The sequence below is a fragment of the Pseudomonas halotolerans genome, from assembly GCF_039581215.1.
In the GTDB taxonomy this organism is placed as follows: Bacteria; Pseudomonadota; Gammaproteobacteria; order Pseudomonadales; family Pseudomonadaceae; genus Aquipseudomonas; species Aquipseudomonas tehranensis.
Genome location: NZ_JBCNTJ010000003.1, coordinates 310,778 through 328,399 on the forward strand (window position 1 = coordinate 310,778; position 17,622 = coordinate 328,399).

The following is a 17,622-nucleotide window of genomic DNA, read 5'->3' on the forward strand; positions in this document are numbered from 1 at the left end:
TCCGAGCATTAGTGAGTTCAATACTACCGATCGGAAGAGTATATTATCTACCCATTACAGCTTTTCTGGGTAGCCCCAGTGATGCACTCACTCGATCCATTGTGTGAGTCGGTCGGTCATTCAATAGTCGCCGCTGAGAAACCCATGGAAGAGGGGTGATGGAGGGTCGTTTGACGAGGGCCTTGGCCGAAACGCTAGGCATCGCTGAAAGCCTGCTGGGCAAATGGGCCCCCGGTGCGAGCAGCAAGGTGAAAGTGCGGAGCTCGTCGGCTACGCCAGCAAACGGCTCAGGTCACCATGGAGAGCGATGTTTAGAAGTCGCTCGTCATCTTCTCGCAACCCACGAAGTAAAGTTCCTCGCCATAGAGGCGTTAAGCGGTCGCTATTCCTTAGAGCCGATGTGCAGGCTGCTGCGCGTAGCGCAGACCGGTCATGACGGACCCCAGATCCGGTGATCTGGGGTGGCGTAGGCTGCAACAGTTAGCATCCTAGTATCCCGCTGAATCCGGCCGACTTCATCGTGCAATCGTCAGCTTCAGTGGCTGTAAGCCAGTGCCATTTTCAAAGCACGACAATCTCGTCTGCATTCAGCCAGCCGGCTTCAATGACGCTCGCTTTGGCAATTTCTGGCTGGGCGCTGTAAATCACGATCGCCAAGCTTTCCTCAGCACGACTGCAGGTCACATAAAGAAGCCTGCGCGTGCGTGACAAGGAATCATCCTTGCCCGCCCGCTGATTCTTCACGTCGGTTGGCGAAGCAGGCGTAACGCCTAGCAGCTTCTCATAGCTAAACAGAAAACCGCCTGCTTCTTCATCGTTCAGGATGACCATCACACGCGGAAACTCTAGGCCTTTCACCCCCTGGTGGGTGCCGAACGGTGAAAGCCCATTTGCGTAGCCAGCGAACGCCTCCATCTCCGAGTAAGAGCGGCCCAGGACGATCCGATAAGCATGAATCTCCAGCGCTTCGCGATCCGATGTTTCCGGGGCATCGTCAGCCGTAGCGCCCAGAGCCATCGCTTCGACGAAGCGGGCAGGCAGCTCAAGCAGGCCAGTCCTTTGAAGAACTTGAGCCACTTCCCCAATCAACGGATCATTGTCCGTAAGCATCTCACAGAGCGACTGGGTCGCTTTTCCAACAGACTCCAGCACCTCCAGTTGGTTGGTGCCAGCCAACTCCAAGTATTTGGGATCAAGCAAGGGAGAGCGCAGCCGCACCGCTTCCATGAGCGTGAAATCATCCGCTCGAGCCGCTTCTACTATTGGGGCGACCCCCTCAAAGAAAAGCTTGAGTATGGGTAGCGTTCCGTCCAGTAGGCCCGTGTTTAGGTGTTCAACGGCATACAACGGCGTGAATACACCTTCAAACCCCATACGCCGCGCAGCCATCTTGTGTTCCAGGATAAGCGTCTTGCGGCCTTGCATGCCGGTTGCCCACTGAACATCGCCGGTGACGTCAGCCATTTGCCTAGCAATCTGCTCTTCCAGGCTGAAATCCTGACCCGGTACTTGCCGTGTGCAGAACATTCGTACTGTGCCTCTGGCAGCCCCCGGCTTAGGTATTTGCTGATGACCGTCAAAGCTCGCACGGATCACATTGATTAAGTCGACAACTCGAGTTGGGCAGCGACGGTTCATGCGCTTTTCTGGCTTGGCCCAATCCGCAGGAATGGCATCATCCAACCCAACTTTCCCGTCGTTGTAGATGCGTTGCATCGTGTCGCCGAGAAGCCCTAGGCAGAACCTTTCAGGGATTGCAGCTTGAGCTTGCAGAAAGGTATCCATGAGCGGGCCGTACGTATCCTGACTTTCATCGATCAAGAGCACCGGGTGCCGGTCGGCCATCACATCAAGCAAGGGTGGCTTCGGGATGAACGCCGCGGCCATCTGGATGACCTCGCTATGGTTCAAAGATTGCCTGCTTCGGTTGTCTCCCGTCGGGCTATAGGTGAAGTCGGTGATTTCATCTAGGCTCGCGAGGCGACGGGCTTTGCTATCCCGGCTCGCCCGATTAGCACGAGACGTCTTATTCTCTCCTTGCGCCCTACGGAGTTTGTCATCCAGTTCGTCGATGTCGGCGGCGAGCTTAACGCGCAACCACTCACGAATGTCATCGTTGAAGCCCTTGATCATCCTCCAGGAGAAAGCGTGGATCGTTGAGACTTCAACCAGAGGATCGTGCTCGAGCCGGCGTTCGATCTCCTCGCAGGCCGCATTGGTATAGGTAATGATCGCGATCTGCCGGCCTTCAAATGTAAGACGCTGTTGCTCCCGCCCCTTGAGCGACTTCACTGCTTCTACGAGCGAGTGGGTCTTGCCAGAGCCGGCCCCTGCGTAAAGGAAGAAGCTGCGTGGCTGCTCTAGGTTTAGACATTCCTTGATAACTTCATCAGCAGTCGGCTTCACTTCATCAACAACCTCGGTAATGGCGCTCATTGTCCAGTCACCTCGATGCTGGCCGTTGGAATTATCAGAAGTTCCTTACTCTTTTTCTTGAGCTTGGTCTCTAACCAAGTGAGCCCTTCGCGGATGTACTCGGGAATCGCTACCTTGGCAAAGTTGGGATCTCCCAGTATCTGTAAAGCGAACTCCGCCTTGTCTCCATTCCTGAGAGCGTCGAACAACGCCTGACCCAGATCGTCCGCGGTTTCCGACTCACGCAGCGCTTTGGAAACTGCCTTGGTCAAACCCCGGCCTTGCTTAGTCGCAAAATGCTTCACGTTGCTCAGTACCAGGCTGTCCTCGAAGGTATTGGGCAGGGCCTCTACATCAACTTCAGTCTTAGGAAGACGGATGGTGATGGGCGTCTGATACGCCACTCTGATAGCAAACAAATCATCGATCTGAACAACTTTTTGCTCACTATCCAGATCCAGCAGAGTGTCCACGTCATGACCCAGTTGTCGGGCTGCCACCCAGTGCCGGAGGGTAGGGTTATTGGTTGACTGCTCTGCCTGTCGCCGAACCGGTACCGCTGATTTTTTGTGGCCAGCGTCCAGATCAGTTATCACCAAGGTCACGATGCCCAATGCGTCTACCAGCGGCCGGAGTCGGTGAGCGTGACTGCCCCCGATATCCAAGATGGTGATGTAGCATCGATCCAGGAAGGGGAAGTGGTTGCGCAGGAAGTGAGGCAGCATCATTCGCTCTGCAGCACCTTCTACCAGAATGACCGCGTCGGCGAAGAAGAGATCGGCATGTTGCGCCCTGAGGTAACGGGTCACGAACTCCTTCGTTTGCTTGTGAGGGTTTTTCTGCCCGAAAACAGTGCTTAGGTTGGAGACGGTGGACACTGGAACAGGTACGTCGGCCATACCCGCGGGCAACCTACGGAAATACCGAAGATTGGCGTACTCCGTCTCATGCGCGACGTGGCTCGAATGAGAGCTGACGATCAGTTGGGTTTTGAGCTTCGGATATTTCTTAAGCAGCGGGTCATTACACAGGACGTGATATGCATGCTTGATGAAGGCCTGCTGCACCTGGACGTGCAGGTGAGCCTCAGGCTCCTCGATCAGCACTAGGTGGATTGGCTCGACACCAGTGTCAGACTGCTCCTCCGTGTTCTTGTACTTTCTCAGCCATTCATCTCGAAACGCCATCAACTGGAAAATCATAGAGATCAGGTTTTGGTAACCCAAACCGTTGGACGTCTCGGGCAAGCGCATGGGAGGGGCGCCGGGCGCGCCTGCGGCTGAGTCCAGCTCGAATAATACTGCTGCTTCGTGGTTCATCCCGTCTGTAGGAGACAGCCGAGTTTCTACCCTGATAGCAGGGTCAGAATTGTTGGGGTATCCAAGGCCTGCGACTTCTTCGAGGGCAGGGGCGAAGCTGGAGGTGAGTCGGGAATCGAATGCAGATTGGGCAGCCTGGATGGCTGTCAGCGCCTCCAGGTCCGAGATGTCTGGACTGTCACCCGGATCCAAATGCCGGTTGTAGTAAGCGCGCAATTGTTCCGTCAACTTTTTCCCCGAACCACCTCTGCCTTCGGTGACGGATTCTTCCGCGCTGTCTCCAAAGCCGCGTTGGGCGTTGATTTCGTGAACGCGGATGAGATCGGTCAGGGGGTTGCTTTCCAGCGGAATAGCGGTCGCGGACAGTCCTTGAAGTTTGGCGTGACGAGTCTTGGGATCTGGTGCGCTGAGTTGCGCAGGGTCGAGACGGTACCAGCGAATCGCGAACATCGTTCCCAGCCGCCGGTTGAGGTAATCGTGCAAACTTTGCGGCCACAGTGGCAGGGTGAGCGGAGTCTTTCCCACCTCGGTCTGTTTCTCAATTTCCTCTAGCAGCAGCTTCACGCGCTTCCGCTCTTTCCTGTAATCAGTAAAGAGCTTGCTCATGTCCTTTGGCTCGAGTCGGAAGCGCATGCCAACGTGGCCGCCTTTCCAGGCAAAGTTGGGAATCAGGTCTCTGATGTGGTGCAGTTCGCCTTGTGAGGCTTCCACCCACAGATCCAGGCTAGGTAACCAGTGCGCCCACTCGTTCGCCGCAGGGGCTTCGAGACTTTCATCAGCAGCTTCCCAATCGACGCCAATGGCATCAATAGTTCTGAGATGCGAGAGCGTCATATCTTGGAGCCGGAACGCGGTCGCTTTAGAAAGCAGGAACTTGCGTAGCGCCAACATCGCGGAGGACTTACCGCTGTTGTTTGCTCCGACCAGAAGGGTAGTGGTGTTGGCCAGGTCGATTCGAACTGACAGGAGCTTACGAAAGTTCGCGATCTCCAGGTACTGGATTTGCATAGCCTCTTCCTTGTGATCGCACTATGGCGGCTTGCCAAGCCGATAGATGTGTAGAAACGACTCGCAGAAAAGGTGCCTTCGCAGCGGTGCCAATTCGGGCGACTAGGTTGTCGGCTTGACGGCCGCTTTGGAGCCAGATGGCGTAACCGTCCAGTAACGCCAGAATCGCCTCAAAATGACCCGCCAAGATGGCCTCATCGATATCCAGCTCCCGGCTTTCCGCATAGGTGTAGAAAGCCTGGATCGCTCGTAGATGCGCCGCCGTGTTGTAAGCGCGGTACTTTAGCTTGAGTTGAACGTAGATGAACGGGACAAGCGTGGCCAATGGCGCCGCATCTCCGGTCTGCACGAGCAGCGGTACACGCTGACCGGAAGAGAAACGGCACTGAATCAGCTTCATCGGCAGCCACCTCCATCAAGGACTCGCCATGAACACGAAGTACATGGCCCGTTGAGAGACTGGACCTCAGAAGCGGGTTTGTCGAATCAGAACCTTATGAGCCTCATGAACATCTCGAACACGGCATCTTGTTTAACATAATATACATTATGCGTATCATCGCAGTGCGTAATCAGAGGCAGTGCATCAGATTTCAATGGGCAAAACCCTCTCAATATCAAACTTGGGCAAAACCTCCATCCACGAACATTTCGCTGCCGGTCATGAAGCTGCTTTCATCTGACGCCAGGAACAACGCCGCTGCTGCGACTTCTTCGGGCTGACCAATTCGACTCAGCGGCAACTGCGCGGTCATGTCTTCAATGATCGCGTCTTTCTGGCCGGTGCCGGCAAGCGCCATGTCCAGCCCCGGTGTCGAGATCGGCCCGGGTGAAAGTACGTTGACGCGAATACCGGTGCCTTTCAGATCCAGCGCCCAGCTCCTGGCGAAGTTACGCAGCGCGGCCTTTGTGGCGCTGTACACACTGAATGCCGGCGTGCCCATGCTGCCTGTGGTCGAGCCGGTGACGATTATCGAGCTGCCTGCGTGCATCAGTGGCAGCGCTTTTTGCACGGTGAACAGTGTGCCTTTGACGTTGATGCCGAATGTGCGATCAAACGACTCTTCGGTGATTGATCCGATGGGTTGGAAATCGCCAAGGCCGGCATTGGCAAACAGCACATCTATGCGGCCTTTGGCGGCTTTGACCTGGGTGAAGATACGATCCAGATCGTCCAGATTCGAAATGTCACCCTGGATGGCAATGGCCTCAGGGCCGATCTGGTGTAGCGCCTTGTCCAGTTCTTCCTGCCGGCGTCCCACGATAACCACCTGCGCGCCTTCCGCTGCAAAACGAATGGCACTGGCCAGGCCGATGCCGCTGTTGCCGCCGGTAATCACTGCAATTTTTCCGCTAAGCCTGCTCATGGTGAACTCCCAAGAATGTTGAGGCCCAACTCTAGATCCAGGCTATTCTTTTGAATAGTATGCACCTTTTAGTAAGTACCCCCTTGGAGCTTCAGACCATGGCCAACAACAGCTTTAATTGCGGACTCGAAGCCGCTCTGTCCGTCATTGGCGGCAAATGGAAACCCTTGGTCTTGTACAACCTGGCGAAAAATGTTCACCGGTACGGCGAACTGAGACGTGCGATCGGCGGCGTGACCGATAAGGTGCTGATCCAACAGCTCAAGGAGCTGGAACGCGATGAAATAATTGCACGCATCGACTTCCAGGAAATACCACCCAAGGTCGAGTATTCCCTCACGCCTTTCGGGCAATCCCTGGCGATTGCGCTGGGCGGGCTGTGCACATGGGGCACGGAACATATGCAGACGGTCGAGCGCATCAGCGCACGTCGCACGTCTGCCCTCGCCCATTCTTGAACCCCTGTTCATGAACCTAACCTTGTCGACTGCGTAATCAGGACACAGGCTCGCTCCGAGGTCGAGCACTACCAGCGCGTTCGCAAAGTCATGCCGACACTGCGCGGGTCGCCGGTAAGCACTCCGTAATCACCTGCGCCAAGCCGGGCGTAAACCGCGGTGATGTAGTTCTTGTCGAACAGATTGCGCGCCCACAGTTCAGCTTCCCAACGCCTGTTGCTGCGGCGCAGTCCAAGACGCAGGTTGGTCAGCCCGTAGGATGGCTGATAGCTGCCTGGGCCACCTTCGAGCGTGCCGTAGTAACCGCTGCGGAATGTGTAATCCAGGGCGCTGAACAGTTCCAGGCCATGCTCCAGTGGGTAGCGATAGTCGATCCCGGTATTGGCGTTCCACTCGGGGGCGTTGAACACGCGGTGACCTCCCAAGTCGCAGGACCACTGCGCGCTGGTTGGCGAACACGGCGCGTTGGGGAAATCACGGTAGCGTGCGTCACTCCAGGCGATCCCCAGCCTCAAGTCAACCCGTTCGCTGGCACGTAGCTGCGCGTCCAGTTCGATACCGCGCAGGCGCACCTTGCCGACATTGATCAGGTTGTCGCGGATCGGCGGCGAGAACTGGTTCGCCGGCGCACGGTTGGTCAATGCCTGATAATCGTCGACATCGGCCTGGTACACAGCCAAATCCAGCACGCCCCGTTCGTTCCAGAAGCTGCGCTTGAGACCCACTTCGACCGAAGTGACCCGCTCCGCGTCGAATGTCGATGAGACATTGGGGCCGATTACGTCGAGATTGATTCCACCGGCCTTGTAACCGCGCGACCAACTGGCATAGCCGAGCAGGTCATCGGCAAACTGATAGCTGAACGTCAATTGCCCGGAAAGGTTGCTCTCCTCGATCGCATCACGTCGGTAGTACTCGCCGCCGAGTGCGACGCTGCGCAGCAACGGCCCCGCCAACTGCGAGATCAGGTCTGGACCCAGTGGCGCCAACCCCGAAACGCTGCGGGACAACCAGCCCTGCTTGCGCTCGCGGGTGTAACGCAGCCCTGGCGTGATCGCCAGACGGTCCGTGGCATGCCAGGTGAGTTGACCGAACACCGCGCGGCTGTCGGTGCGCTGCTGACCGTCGAAGTCCTGCTGCGCGCCATCGAGCAACGACGGGGCAATCATTCCGGGCGTAATGCCCAGCCAGTCGATTTCCGGTCGATCCCCCAGAAAATAAGCGGCCGCGTCCTCGCCGAAACGCACGCCCACCTCGCGGTTCAACTTCTGGCGCAAATAATAAAGGCCCACCACGTAGTCGACGTGTTCGTTGGGTGAATCGGCCAGGCGTAACTCCTGGCTGAATTGATGCTGATTAAGCTTCACGGCGGCGTTTTCGGCCACCGACAGCGGCATGCCATCGCCGTCCTGGTCAGCATCATAGGTCCAGTCCCGGTAGCCGCTGATGCTGGTCAGCGTGGCGCCGCTGTCAAGCAGCCAGTTCAATTCCAGCGTAGTGCCGGTCTGCAGCGTCTTCACCGTGTTCGGTTCGTCTTGCTGCACGCGACGTGCATAAGGGTCTACAGGCAGTTGGCGGTAGCCAACGAAGGCGGCTCGATCGATGCTCGTCTGGCTGTAATTGCTGGCCGCAAAGGCATTGCCCTGCTCGTCCTGCCAACCATACTCACCGATCAGCCGCGCGCTGAACGTTTCGCTCGGCGTCCACAGCAACTGACCCCGCAGGCCCTGGCGGTTCTGGTCACCCAGGTGGCTGCCGTCGTAAGTGTTCTCGATGAGGCCATCGCGCTCTACGTCGTAGCCGGTCAGGCGCCCTGCCAACACACCGTCGATCAGCGCGCCTGAAACCGTACCGCGATACTGACGCAGGCCATCACTGCCGACTGACACCTCGCCATTGCCCTGCGGCTCGAAGGTGGGCGCGCGGCTGCTGATGTTGATCGCGCCCGCCGTGGTGTTCTTGCCATACAAGGTGCCCTGTGGTCCCCGCAACACCTCGACTCGCTCGATATCGACCAGATCGACCAGCGACATGCCCTGGCGCCCGAGATAAACCCCATCGAGAAACACCCCGACACTGCCATCCAGACCATCGTTGTAGGAACTCGATCCAAGTCCGCGAATGCCGTAGCTGGCATAACGCGCATTGGGCACCGCCACCAACAGACTCGGTACACGCTGCTGCAGGTCCTCGGCACGGTAGAGACCCGCGTCGTTCAACTGCTCGCCATTGAGCACGTTCATGGCAATGGGCACCGCCTGCACGCGCTCCTCGCGGTGGCGTGCGGTGACCTTCACCTCGTCGAGTACCAAGGCCGAATGCTGGCCAGACTCTGCATGTTCAACCCCAGGATGCTGATCATCTGCATGGGCCCCACTTATATAAGACCAACACACAACATGGAGAATGCATCCATAACGTACTCCGGGTTCAATCATCCTGGACACAGCAACCTCTGATGGCGAATTGGTATGTAGCCTCGGCGAGGCTACATCATCCAGACTATGGAAAAATTCGTAAACACTCGGGAGAATCCAGCCCCTGTGGGTGGTAACAGCCAAGAACTGCTTGCATCGCGCGTTTGAGCTTGTAGGATCCGCGCATTGTGACTGGATGGCCGAGATTCACCACGGCCAAAAACGACCGTTATCACACTCATTCGTCTACCCTCACAAAGCGCCATGCGGTTGTTCGCGAGTGCCTGGCGCTTCAATATTCTTGCGTTAACGTACCGGAGATTTTCCATGCTCAAGCGTTCCCTGGCATTGGCCGTCGGCTTGACCTTGTCTGTCAGCGCCCTGCTGGCCCAGGCCGCCGACACCTTGAAAGTCAGTGCGATTCCCGATGAAGCCCCTACCGAACTGCTGCGCAAGTTCAAGCCTTTGGGGGCGTATCTGGAACAACAGACCGGCATGAAAGTCGAGTTCATTCCCGTAAGCGACTACCCGGCTGTGGTCGAGGCGCTGGCGACCGATCGCATCGACCTGGCCTGGCTGGGGGGCTTCACGTTCGTGCAGGCGCGCTTGAAAACCGGTAATGCGATCCCGCTGGTGCAGCGCGAGCAGGACGCCCAATTCACCAGTAAATTCATCAGCGCCGACCCGGCGGTCAAATCCCTCGCCGACCTCAAGGGCAAGAGCTTTGCGTTCGGTTCGGTGTCTTCCACCTCTGGCAGCCTGATGCCGCGCTATTTCATGCTCCAGGACGGTATCAAGCCGGAAAGCTACTTCAGCCGCGTAGGTTACTCGGGCGCCCATGACGCCACCGTCGCCTGGGTCCAGGCCGGTAAAGTGGACGCTGGGGTTCTGAACGCCAGCGTCTGGGAAAAACTGGTCGCCGCCGGCAAGGTCGACACCGCCAAGGTCAAGGTGTTTGCCACCACCCCGGCCTACTTCGACTACAACTGGACGGTACGCGGCACGCTCGACCCGGCACTGGCGGCCAAGATCAAGGCGGCCTTCCTGGCGCTTGACCCGGCGAATCCGCAGGACAAGGAAATCCTCGATCTGCAGGCTGCCAGTCGCTTCATCGAAACCAAGCCTGAGAACTACACGGGCATCGAGGAAGCCGCACGCGCCGCCGAACTGCTCAAATGACATTACGTCTGACCCAGGTCAGCCTTACCCACGCCAACGGCGTCCAGGCGCTACGTGGCGTGGAGCTGCACATCGGTGCCGGCGAACAGGTCGCCATTATCGGTCCGTCCGGCGCGGGTAAATCGAGCCTGCTTAATTTGCTGGGCACCGCCCTGCCACCGGAGAGCGGTGAAGTGCAGGTACTCGGTGAACGAGCCTGGCAGTTGTCTGCCCGCCAACGGCAGCGCCTGCGCGCGCGCATCGGCCTGATCCATCAAGCGCCGCCCCTTCCGCTGCGCCAGCGAGTGGTCACGGCGGTGCTGGCCGGTAAACTGGGTCAGTGGGGCATGGGCAAGAGTCTGCTGAACCTGCTGCACCCACTGGATATTCCCGGCGCACGGGCGGCATTGGCCAGGCTGGATCTGAGCGACAAGCTGTTCGCGCGATGCCAGCAACTTTCCGGCGGCCAGCTACAGCGCGTGGGTATTGCCCGGGTGCTGTATCAGGCGCCCGAGGTGTTGCTGGCCGATGAACCTGTTTCGGCCATGGATCCGGTGCTGGCCGAGCACACCCTTTCAGTGCTCTGTCGCCATGCCCGGGAGCACAACGTCACCCTGGTTGCCAGCCTGCATGCGGTGGACCTGGCCCTGGCGCACTTTTCGCGGATCATCGGCCTGCGAGACGGGCAGATCCTGTTCGACCTGCCGACCGAGGCCGTCGACCGCGAACGGCTCGACAAACTCTACGCCAATGAGCAGTTGCAACCCTCGCCTGCACCGCCCTCCCCCTTGAGTGTGCAGATCCCCCGATGCTGACACGCGATACCCGAGACCCTGCCAGCGGCCCTCGCCTGCTGCTTTGCCTGTTGGCCCTTGTCCTGCTGTGGCCGGGCATCCACTTCAGCGAGCTGGACCTTGGCGTGCTGGTGGCGAGCGACAGTCAAAGCGAGATGGGCCGGTTTGTCGCCGCCTTCTGGCCACCGGCCCATGGCGAAGCGTTCATTGAGCTGCTCTTGCAAGCCACCTTGCAGACCCTGGCCATCGCCACGGCCGGCATGGCCCTGGCATTGCTGTGCGCCGTTCCCGCCAGTCTGTTGGCCAGCCGTGCGCTGTCGCTGTCGGCGGCCTCCCGTGGCGGCCATCCGGGCTATTGGGGGCAACTGCTGCGCTGGCCCGTACGCGGCCTGCTGATCTTCCTGCGCAGCGTGCCGGAAATCGTCTGGGCCCTGCTCTTCGTCCGCGCCGTCGGCCTTGGCCCGACGGCCGGGGTGCTGGCCATCGCCATTACCTATAGCGGCATGTTGGGCAAGGTCTACGCGGAAATCTACGAGTCGGTTGACCAGCGTCCAGCCCATGCGCTGTTGCAGGCCGGCAGCAGCCGACTGGCAGCCTTCTGCTACGGGATCCTGCCCAATGTCGCGGCGGAGCTGCTGTCCTACACGGTGTACCGCTGGGAGTGCGCCATCCGCGCTTCGGTGGTGATGGGCTTTGTCGGTGCCGGGGGCCTGGGCCAACAAATGGACCTGTCGTTGCGCATGTTCGCTGGTGGTGAAGTGGCGAGCATGCTGTTGACGTTCCTCGTCCTGGTTCTGCTGGCCGATCAACTCAGTCGTCTGCTGCGCTGGAGACTGGCATGAACCGCCTGTTCAACGCGCTATTGCTCCTGTGCATCGTTGCCGCCGTCGTCGTCTCGTTCGCCTATCTGGGCATCGACCTCGGCGAGCTTGGCGACAGCGGCAACCTGAACCGGATGGGTGCTTATGCCCAGCGTTTTCTCAGCCCGGACCTGAGCCCCAGCCATCTGAAAGCAATCGGCCACGGCGCCCTGGAAACCATCGCCATGTCCGCCCTTGGCACCCTGCTCGCCGCGGTGTTCGGTCTGGCATTGGCCTTGCCCGCCGCCGGGCGCTTCGGTTGGCCGATGCAAAGCGCCTCGCGCCTGATACTCAACGCCTTGCGCGCGGTTCCTGAGCTGGTGTGGGCGGCGCTGATGGTCCTGGCTGCAGGGCTGGGCCCCAATGCCGGCACCCTGGCATTGGCCCTGCACACCACCGGCGTGCTCGGCCGGCTGTTTGCCGAAGCGCTGGAAAACACCCCACCAGAACCGGCCGAAGCCATTCGCCTGCAAGGCGGCAATGCCGTCTGGGCGTTCTGTTATGGCACCCTGCCCAACCTGATGCCCCAACTGCTGGCCTACACCCTCTACCGCTGGGAAAACAACATCCGCATGGCCAGCGTGCTCGGCTTCGTCGGCGCCGGTGGCTTGGGGCAAATGCTTTATGTCAGCCTCAGCCTGTTCCAGGAGGCGCAGGCCAGCACGGTGATTCTGGCCATGCTGTTGCTGGTTCTGGCGGTCGACACGTTGAGTAGCTGGAGTCGTCAGCGCTGGGTCAAGGCGTAAGCGTCAAGGTAAGCGCCGCCGCTGTCAGCGAACTGAAATATCCCCGACTTATTCTGCAGAGGCGCGCATTGCGGCGATGTGCGGGTTGTACCTGCCTGCCCGTTCGGAAATGATCCAGGGAGTCCGCCATGAAAATCAGTGTATTCGGAAGTGGTTACGTGGGGTTGGTGCAAGCGGCCGTGTTGGCCGAGGTGGGCCATGACGTGGTGTGCATGGACATAGACGAAGAAAAAGTCGAAAGCCTGCGCCAGGGCCAGGTGAGTATCTTCGAACCCGGTCTGGCGGCGCTGGTGCGTGAGGGACTGGAGGCCGGACGCCTGCATTTCACCCACGATGAGCAACTTGCCGTGCAGCACGGCCAGGTGCTGTTCATCGCCGTGGGCACACCTTCCAGGGAAGATGGCTCGGCCGATTTGTGTCAGGTTCTGGCCGTCGGTGAGGCAGTCGCTCGTTACCGCGAACAACCAGTCCTTGTCGTAGAGAAGTCCACCGTACCGGTGGGCACCGGCGATGCCTTGCGGGCACACATCGACAAATGCCTGCTCAAGGCCGGCCGTTTGTTGCAGTTCGATATCGTGTCCAACCCCGAGTTTCTCAAGGAAGGCTCGGCGGTGGCCGATTGTCGCCGCCCGGACCGCATCGTGATCGGCTGCGAGCGCGATGAAGTGCGCGACACCATGCGCGACTTGTATGCCCCCTTCAATCGCAACCATGACCGAATTCTGTTCATGGACCTGCGCAGCGCCGAGCTGACCAAATACGCAGCCAACGGCATGCTTGCGACGAAGATCAGCTTCATCAACCAGATCGCGGAGCTGGCTGAGCACCTGGGTGCTGACATCGAATCCGTGCGCCTGGGCATCGGTGCCGATTCGCGCATCGGTTATCACTTCATTTACCCAGGCTGCGGCTACGGTGGCTCGTGTTTTCCCAAGGACATGCGTGCGCTGATCCACACGGCCGAGCAAGCCCACTGCTCCAGCGATCTGCTGCAAGCGGTGGAAACCATCAACCAGCGGCAGAAACACAAGCTGTTCGAGCGCATCCAGGCGTTCTACCAAGGCGACTTGCGCGGTAAAACCTTTGCGTTATGGGGCTTGGCCTTCAAGCCCAACACCGACGACATGCGCGACGCGCCGAGTCGTACCCTTCTGGAGGCGTTGTGGGAGGCCGGCGCCAGTGTCCGCGCCTTTGACCCAGAGGCCATGCAGCAGACCCAGCAGCTTTATCCCGACGAATCGAAGCTGATGTTGATGGGCACGCCGGAATCGGTGTTGCCGGGGGCCGATGCACTGGTGATCTGCACGGAATGGCAACCGTTCAAGGCGCCGGATTTCGATCTGATCCAGCAACGACTCAAGGCTGCGGTGATTTTCGATGGCCGTAACCTGTATGACCCGGACCGCCTGGCAGACAAGGGCTTTACCTATTTCCCCATAGGGCGCGGGCAATCGTGCGACCTGCCTATTGCTCAGCAAACCTGGTTTCAAGCGTCCAAAAGCGCATGATCTCCTTTACTTCAAAATAAATGCACTCAAACAGCATTAATATGAATTTGTAAGCGAGGGTCGCGAACGGCACACTGTGCATCGTTCCTCCCCCAACTGTTGGAACACTTAAAGGGCTTTCAGGGATTCTCCCGTAAGCCCCTTTTTTTGTTCGTTTTTTGGATTTTCGCTGAATGCTTTCGCGCTGGTTCCCCGCTGCTATCAATACCCGCCCCACCGAATGGAGCCGGGCCGCCATCGGCATGGCGCTGGGGACGATGTTCAGTGTGTGGCTGTGTGGCCAGGTCTTCGGCCTTGAAGTGGCGCAACACCTGATTGGCCCGCTCGGCGCTTCGGCCGTGCTGTTGTTCGCCGTCTCTTCAGGCGCCCTCGCCCAGCCCTGGTCGATTTTTGGTGGTTACCTGTGCGCCTCGGTGATGGCATTGCTGGTGGCCCATGTCCTGGGCCGCACCCTGGGGAGCGCCTGTCTGGCGGCCGGCATGGCGCTGGTGTTGATGTGCTGGTTGCGTTGCCTGCACCCTCCGGCAGGCGCCCTGGCGGCGACGATGGTGTTGGCCGATCCTTCGATCATCGCCCTGGACTGGCAGGCCGTTGGTGCCGCCATGCTGGCCGGTTCCACCCTGCTCTTGAGTGCGTTGGCCTACAACAACCTGACGCGCGTGCGCTACCCCAAGCGAGCCAGCGAGCCGACGCCCGTCATTCCCGTCGACCATTCGCCCGTCGACCGTCAGGCCATTACCGCTGAGGACTTGAAGCTCGCTCTTGAGCAAATGGAAGCATTCTTTGACGTAACCCCCGAAGATCTCGAGCAATTGATCCACGCCAGCGAACGCAATGCCAGGCGTCGCAGCATCACGGAAGTGCTCTCGGGTCGCGGCTGAACCTGTGACTGCTATAAATATGCAGACAGGACCTGCACGTATCCCGGTTGTGCAAGGCAAATTTGCACTGGTACGATCCTGACCGGGTACGCGCGACACAATTCATAAAGAACAATAAAAGCAGGGAGTTAGCGATGACAGCTCAGGTTTCATCACAAGCCTCGGGACCCATCGAAGCCGTGGCTCATGAAGTGCTGGTCGAAGTGCGCAACCATATCGGCCACTTGACCCTGAACCGCCCCGCCGGCCTCAACGCCCTGACGCTGGGCATGGTGCGCAGCTTGCAGCGACAGCTCGATACCTGGGCTCTGGCCCCACAGATCCGCGCGGTGGTACTGCGCGGTGCCGGCGACAAGGCGTTTTGCGCCGGCGGCGATATCCGCTCGCTGTACGACAGCCACAAGCAAGGCGACAACCTGCACCAAGATTTTTTCGTCGAGGAATACGCCCTCGACCTGACGATTCATCACTACCGCAAACCGATCCTCGCCTTGATGGATGGTTTCGTCCTGGGCGGCGGCATGGGGCTGGCACAAGGCGCCGACCTGCGGGTGGTGACCGAACGTAGCCGCCTGGGCATGCCGGAAGTCGCCATCGGTTACTTTCCCGACGTCGGGGGCAGCTATTTCCTGCCGCGCATTCCTGGCGAACTGGGCATCTACCTGGGGGTCAGTGGCGTACAGATCCAGGCTGCCGACGCGCTGTATTGCGGGTTGGCCGACTGGTACCTGGACAGCGACAAGCTCGCTTCGCTCGATGAGCGTCTCGATCGCCTGGAATGGCACGACGCCCCCCTCAAAGACCTGCAAGGCCTGCTGGCGAAACTCGGCATGCAGCAGTTGCCTGCCCCGCCTCTGGCCGACCTGCGCCCGGCCATCGATCACTTCTTTGCCCTTGCGGACGTGGCAAGCATGGTGGAGCAGTTGCGTCAGGTCACCGTCGCCAACAGCCATGAGTGGGCGCTGAAAACCGCCGACCTGCTGGCGACCCGCTCGCCCTTGGCCATGGCCGTGACCCTGGAAATGCTGCGGCGCGGCCGGCATTTGAGCCTGGAAGACTGTTTTGCCCTGGAACTGCACCTGGACCGTCAATGGTTCGAGCGCGGCGACCTGATCGAAGGCGTGCGCGCCTTGCTCATCGACAAAGACAAGAACCCGCGCTGGAACCCGCCGACCCTGGAGGCGCTGGACAAGCGCCACGTGGCGAGTTTCTTCGACGGCTTCGACGACCACGGGAACTGAACCATGCACGACCTTGAGCTGACCGAAGAGCAAGTGATGATCCGCGACATGGCTCGGGATTTTGCCCGCGGCGAGATCGCCCCTCATGCCCAGGCCTGGGAAAAAGCCGGCTGGATCGACGACGCCCTGGTGGCGAAAATGGGTGAACTGGGTTTGCTGGGCATGGTGGTGCCCGAGGAATGGGGCGGTACCTACGTCGATTACGTGGCCTATGCCCTCGCGGTGGAAGAAATCTCCGCCGGCGATGGCGCCACCGGGGCGCTGATGAGCATTCACAACTCGGTGGGGTGTGGGCCGGTACTCAATTACGGCTCTGAAGAGCAGAAACAGACCTGGCTGGCCGATCTGGCCAGCGGCCAGGCCATCGGCTGCTTCTGCCTCACCGAACCCCAGGCCGGGTCCGAAGCCCACAACCTGCGCACCCGCGCCGAACTGCGGGACGGCCAATGGGTCATCAACGGCGCCAAGCAATTCGTCAGCAACGGCAAGCGCGCGAAACTGGCGATTGTTTTTGCGGTGACCGACCCTGAGCTGGGCAAGAAAGGCATTTCAGCGTTTCTGGTGCCCACCGACACGCCGGGCTTCATCGTTGATCGCACCGAACACAAGATGGGCATTCGCGCCTCGGACACCTGCGCCGTCACCTTGAGCAACTGCAGCGTCCCTGAAGCCAACCTGTTGGGAGCACGAGGCAAAGGCCTGGCGATCGCCCTGTCCAACCTCGAAGGCGGCCGCATCGGCATCGCGGCGCAGGCCCTGGGCATCGCCCGTGCGGCGTTCGAAGCGGCCCTGGCTTACTCGCGGGACCGGGTGCAGTTCGACAAGCCGATCATCGAACACCAGAGCATCGCCAACCTGCTGGCCGACATGCACACCCGCCTGAACGCCACCCGCTTGCTGATCCTTCATGCCGCCCGCCTGCGTAGCGCCGGCAAACCATGCCTGTCGGAGGCCTCCCAGGCCAAGCTGTTCGCCTCGGAAATGGCCGAAAAAGTCTGCTCTTCGGCGATACAGATTCATGGTGGGTACGGCTATCTCGAGGACTATCCGGTGGAGCGCTACTACCGCGATGCGCGGATTACCCAGATCTATGAAGGGTCGAGCGAGATCCAGCGGATGGTTATCGCCCGGGAGTTGAAACACTACCTGGTGTGATGGCTGGAAAAGCATCGCGAGCAAGCTCGCTCCCACAGGATCCATTGGTGTAAGCAGATGCTGCGTACACCCGCTCCCACAGGATTAATTGGTGTAAGCAAATGCTGCATACACCCGAGATCCAGTGTGGGAGCGAGCTTGCTCGCGAAAGCGGTGGATCAGTCACTTCTATGCTGGATGTGCCGGCGTCTTCGCGGGCAAGCCCGCTCCCACAGGATTCATTGGTGTAAGCAGATGCTGCGTACACCCAAGATCCAGTGTGGGGGCAAGCCTGCTCGCGATAGCGTCGCCCCCT

14 protein-coding genes are annotated in these 17,622 nt (G+C 59.5%); 9 read left to right on the forward strand and 5 right to left on the reverse strand.

The window, feature by feature from the left end; translation table 11 throughout:
* Positions 1-561 precede the first annotated feature (561 nt).
* The 4 genes from AAIS01_RS06090 to AAIS01_RS06105 form a co-directional block, all read right to left on the reverse strand.
* On the reverse strand, positions 562-2,436 hold the full coding sequence (locus AAIS01_RS06090; protein ID WP_343468251.1) for a UvrD-helicase domain-containing protein: 1,875 nt from the start codon (positions 2,434-2,436) through the stop codon (positions 562-564).
* Positions 2,433-4,742 carry an AAA family ATPase gene (locus AAIS01_RS06095; protein WP_343468252.1) on the reverse strand — a complete coding sequence of 770 codons (2,310 nt, stop codon included), beginning with the start codon at positions 4,740-4,742 and terminating at the stop codon, positions 2,433-2,435. The genes AAIS01_RS06090 and AAIS01_RS06095 overlap by 4 nt, the downstream gene beginning before the upstream one ends.
* Positions 4,705-5,142 (reverse strand): hypothetical protein, encoded by a 438-nt coding sequence (locus AAIS01_RS06100; protein WP_343468253.1) that lies wholly within the window; start codon positions 5,140-5,142, stop codon positions 4,705-4,707. Before AAIS01_RS06100 ends, AAIS01_RS06095 begins: the two co-directional genes overlap by 38 nt.
* Positions 5,143-5,359: 217 nt before the next feature.
* A complete protein-coding gene (locus AAIS01_RS06105; protein WP_343468254.1) occupies positions 5,360-6,109 on the reverse strand; it encodes an SDR family NAD(P)-dependent oxidoreductase in 750 nt (249 codons plus the stop codon).
* Positions 6,110-6,207: 98 nt separating this feature from the next.
* On the opposite strand from AAIS01_RS06105, the gene AAIS01_RS06110 reads away from it, so the two are divergent.
* Positions 6,208-6,567 (forward strand): winged helix-turn-helix transcriptional regulator, encoded by a 360-nt coding sequence (locus AAIS01_RS06110; RefSeq protein ID WP_343468255.1) that lies wholly within the window; start codon positions 6,208-6,210, stop codon positions 6,565-6,567.
* 68 nt (positions 6,568-6,635) lie between these two features.
* Here AAIS01_RS06110 and AAIS01_RS06115 read toward each other — a convergent pair whose 3' ends face one another.
* Positions 6,636-8,879 carry a TonB-dependent receptor gene (locus tag AAIS01_RS06115; protein WP_343468256.1) on the reverse strand — a complete coding sequence of 748 codons (2,244 nt, stop codon included), beginning with the start codon at positions 8,877-8,879 and terminating at the stop codon, positions 6,636-6,638.
* A 432-nt stretch (positions 8,880-9,311) separates the two neighbouring features.
* Here AAIS01_RS06115 and AAIS01_RS06120 point away from each other — a divergent pair, with 432 nt between their 5' ends.
* The 8 genes from AAIS01_RS06120 to AAIS01_RS06155 all read left to right on the forward strand — a co-directional run bounded on the left by AAIS01_RS06120 (position 9,312) and on the right by AAIS01_RS06155 (position 17,327).
* Entirely contained in the window at positions 9,312-10,163 is an 852-nt protein-coding gene (locus AAIS01_RS06120; RefSeq protein WP_343468257.1) for a putative selenate ABC transporter substrate-binding protein, read from the forward strand.
* Entirely contained in the window at positions 10,160-10,957 is a 798-nt protein-coding gene (locus tag AAIS01_RS06125; protein WP_343468258.1) for a phosphonate ABC transporter ATP-binding protein, read from the forward strand. The genes AAIS01_RS06120 and AAIS01_RS06125 overlap by 4 nt, the downstream gene beginning before the upstream one ends.
* Positions 10,951-11,778 carry a PhnE/PtxC family ABC transporter permease gene (locus AAIS01_RS06130; RefSeq protein WP_343468259.1) on the forward strand — a complete coding sequence of 276 codons (828 nt, stop codon included), beginning with the start codon at positions 10,951-10,953 and terminating at the stop codon, positions 11,776-11,778. The genes AAIS01_RS06125 and AAIS01_RS06130 overlap by 7 nt, the downstream gene beginning before the upstream one ends.
* The gene (gene phnE, locus AAIS01_RS06135; protein ID WP_343468260.1) at positions 11,775-12,542 is read left to right on the forward strand and encodes a phosphonate ABC transporter, permease protein PhnE; all 768 of its coding nucleotides are present in this window, start codon (positions 11,775-11,777) and stop codon (positions 12,540-12,542) included. Before AAIS01_RS06130 ends, phnE begins: the two co-directional genes overlap by 4 nt.
* Positions 12,543-12,670: 128 nt before the next feature.
* A complete protein-coding gene (locus AAIS01_RS06140; RefSeq protein WP_343468261.1) occupies positions 12,671-14,050 on the forward strand; it encodes a UDP-glucose dehydrogenase family protein in 1,380 nt (459 codons plus the stop codon).
* A 173-nt stretch (positions 14,051-14,223) separates the two neighbouring features.
* The gene (locus tag AAIS01_RS06145) at positions 14,224-14,931 is read left to right on the forward strand and encodes an HPP family protein (protein WP_343468262.1); all 708 of its coding nucleotides are present in this window, start codon (positions 14,224-14,226) and stop codon (positions 14,929-14,931) included.
* 134 nt (positions 14,932-15,065) lie between these two features.
* On the forward strand, positions 15,066-16,172 hold the full coding sequence (locus AAIS01_RS06150; protein ID WP_343468263.1) for an enoyl-CoA hydratase/isomerase family protein: 1,107 nt from the start codon (positions 15,066-15,068) through the stop codon (positions 16,170-16,172).
* Between the two features lie 3 nt (positions 16,173-16,175).
* Positions 16,176-17,327: an acyl-CoA dehydrogenase family protein gene (locus AAIS01_RS06155; protein WP_343468264.1), complete on the forward strand. Its 1,152-nt coding sequence runs from the start codon at positions 16,176-16,178 to the stop codon at positions 17,325-17,327.
* Positions 17,328-17,622: the final 295 nt, after the last annotated feature.

Bases quoted from the DNA above. Each gene is read 5' to 3' on its own strand.
- AAIS01_RS06125 (WP_343468258.1), top strand. From the start codon at position 10,160: ATGACATTACGTCTGACCCAGGTCAGCCTTACCCACGCCAACGGCGTC.
- AAIS01_RS06145 (WP_343468262.1), top strand. From the start codon at position 14,224: ATGCTTTCGCGCTGGTTCCCCGCTGCTATCAATACCCGCCCCACCGAA.
- AAIS01_RS06110 (WP_343468255.1), top strand. From the start codon at position 6,208: ATGGCCAACAACAGCTTTAATTGCGGACTCGAAGCCGCTCTGTCCGTC.
- AAIS01_RS06130 (WP_343468259.1), top strand. From the start codon at position 10,951: ATGCTGACACGCGATACCCGAGACCCTGCCAGCGGCCCTCGCCTGCTG.
- AAIS01_RS06150 (WP_343468263.1), top strand. From the start codon at position 15,066: ATGACAGCTCAGGTTTCATCACAAGCCTCGGGACCCATCGAAGCCGTG.
- AAIS01_RS06095 (WP_343468252.1), bottom strand. From the start codon at position 4,742: ATGCAAATCCAGTACCTGGAGATCGCGAACTTTCGTAAGCTCCTGTCA.
- AAIS01_RS06120 (WP_343468257.1), top strand. From the start codon at position 9,312: ATGCTCAAGCGTTCCCTGGCATTGGCCGTCGGCTTGACCTTGTCTGTC.
- AAIS01_RS06105 (WP_343468254.1), bottom strand. From the start codon at position 6,109: ATGAGCAGGCTTAGCGGAAAAATTGCAGTGATTACCGGCGGCAACAGC.
- phnE (WP_343468260.1), top strand. From the start codon at position 11,775: ATGAACCGCCTGTTCAACGCGCTATTGCTCCTGTGCATCGTTGCCGCC.
- AAIS01_RS06100 (WP_343468253.1), bottom strand. From the start codon at position 5,142: ATGAAGCTGATTCAGTGCCGTTTCTCTTCCGGTCAGCGTGTACCGCTG.
- AAIS01_RS06155 (WP_343468264.1), top strand. From the start codon at position 16,176: ATGCACGACCTTGAGCTGACCGAAGAGCAAGTGATGATCCGCGACATG.
- AAIS01_RS06140 (WP_343468261.1), top strand. From the start codon at position 12,671: ATGAAAATCAGTGTATTCGGAAGTGGTTACGTGGGGTTGGTGCAAGCG.
- AAIS01_RS06090 (WP_343468251.1), bottom strand. From the start codon at position 2,436: ATGAGCGCCATTACCGAGGTTGTTGATGAAGTGAAGCCGACTGCTGAT.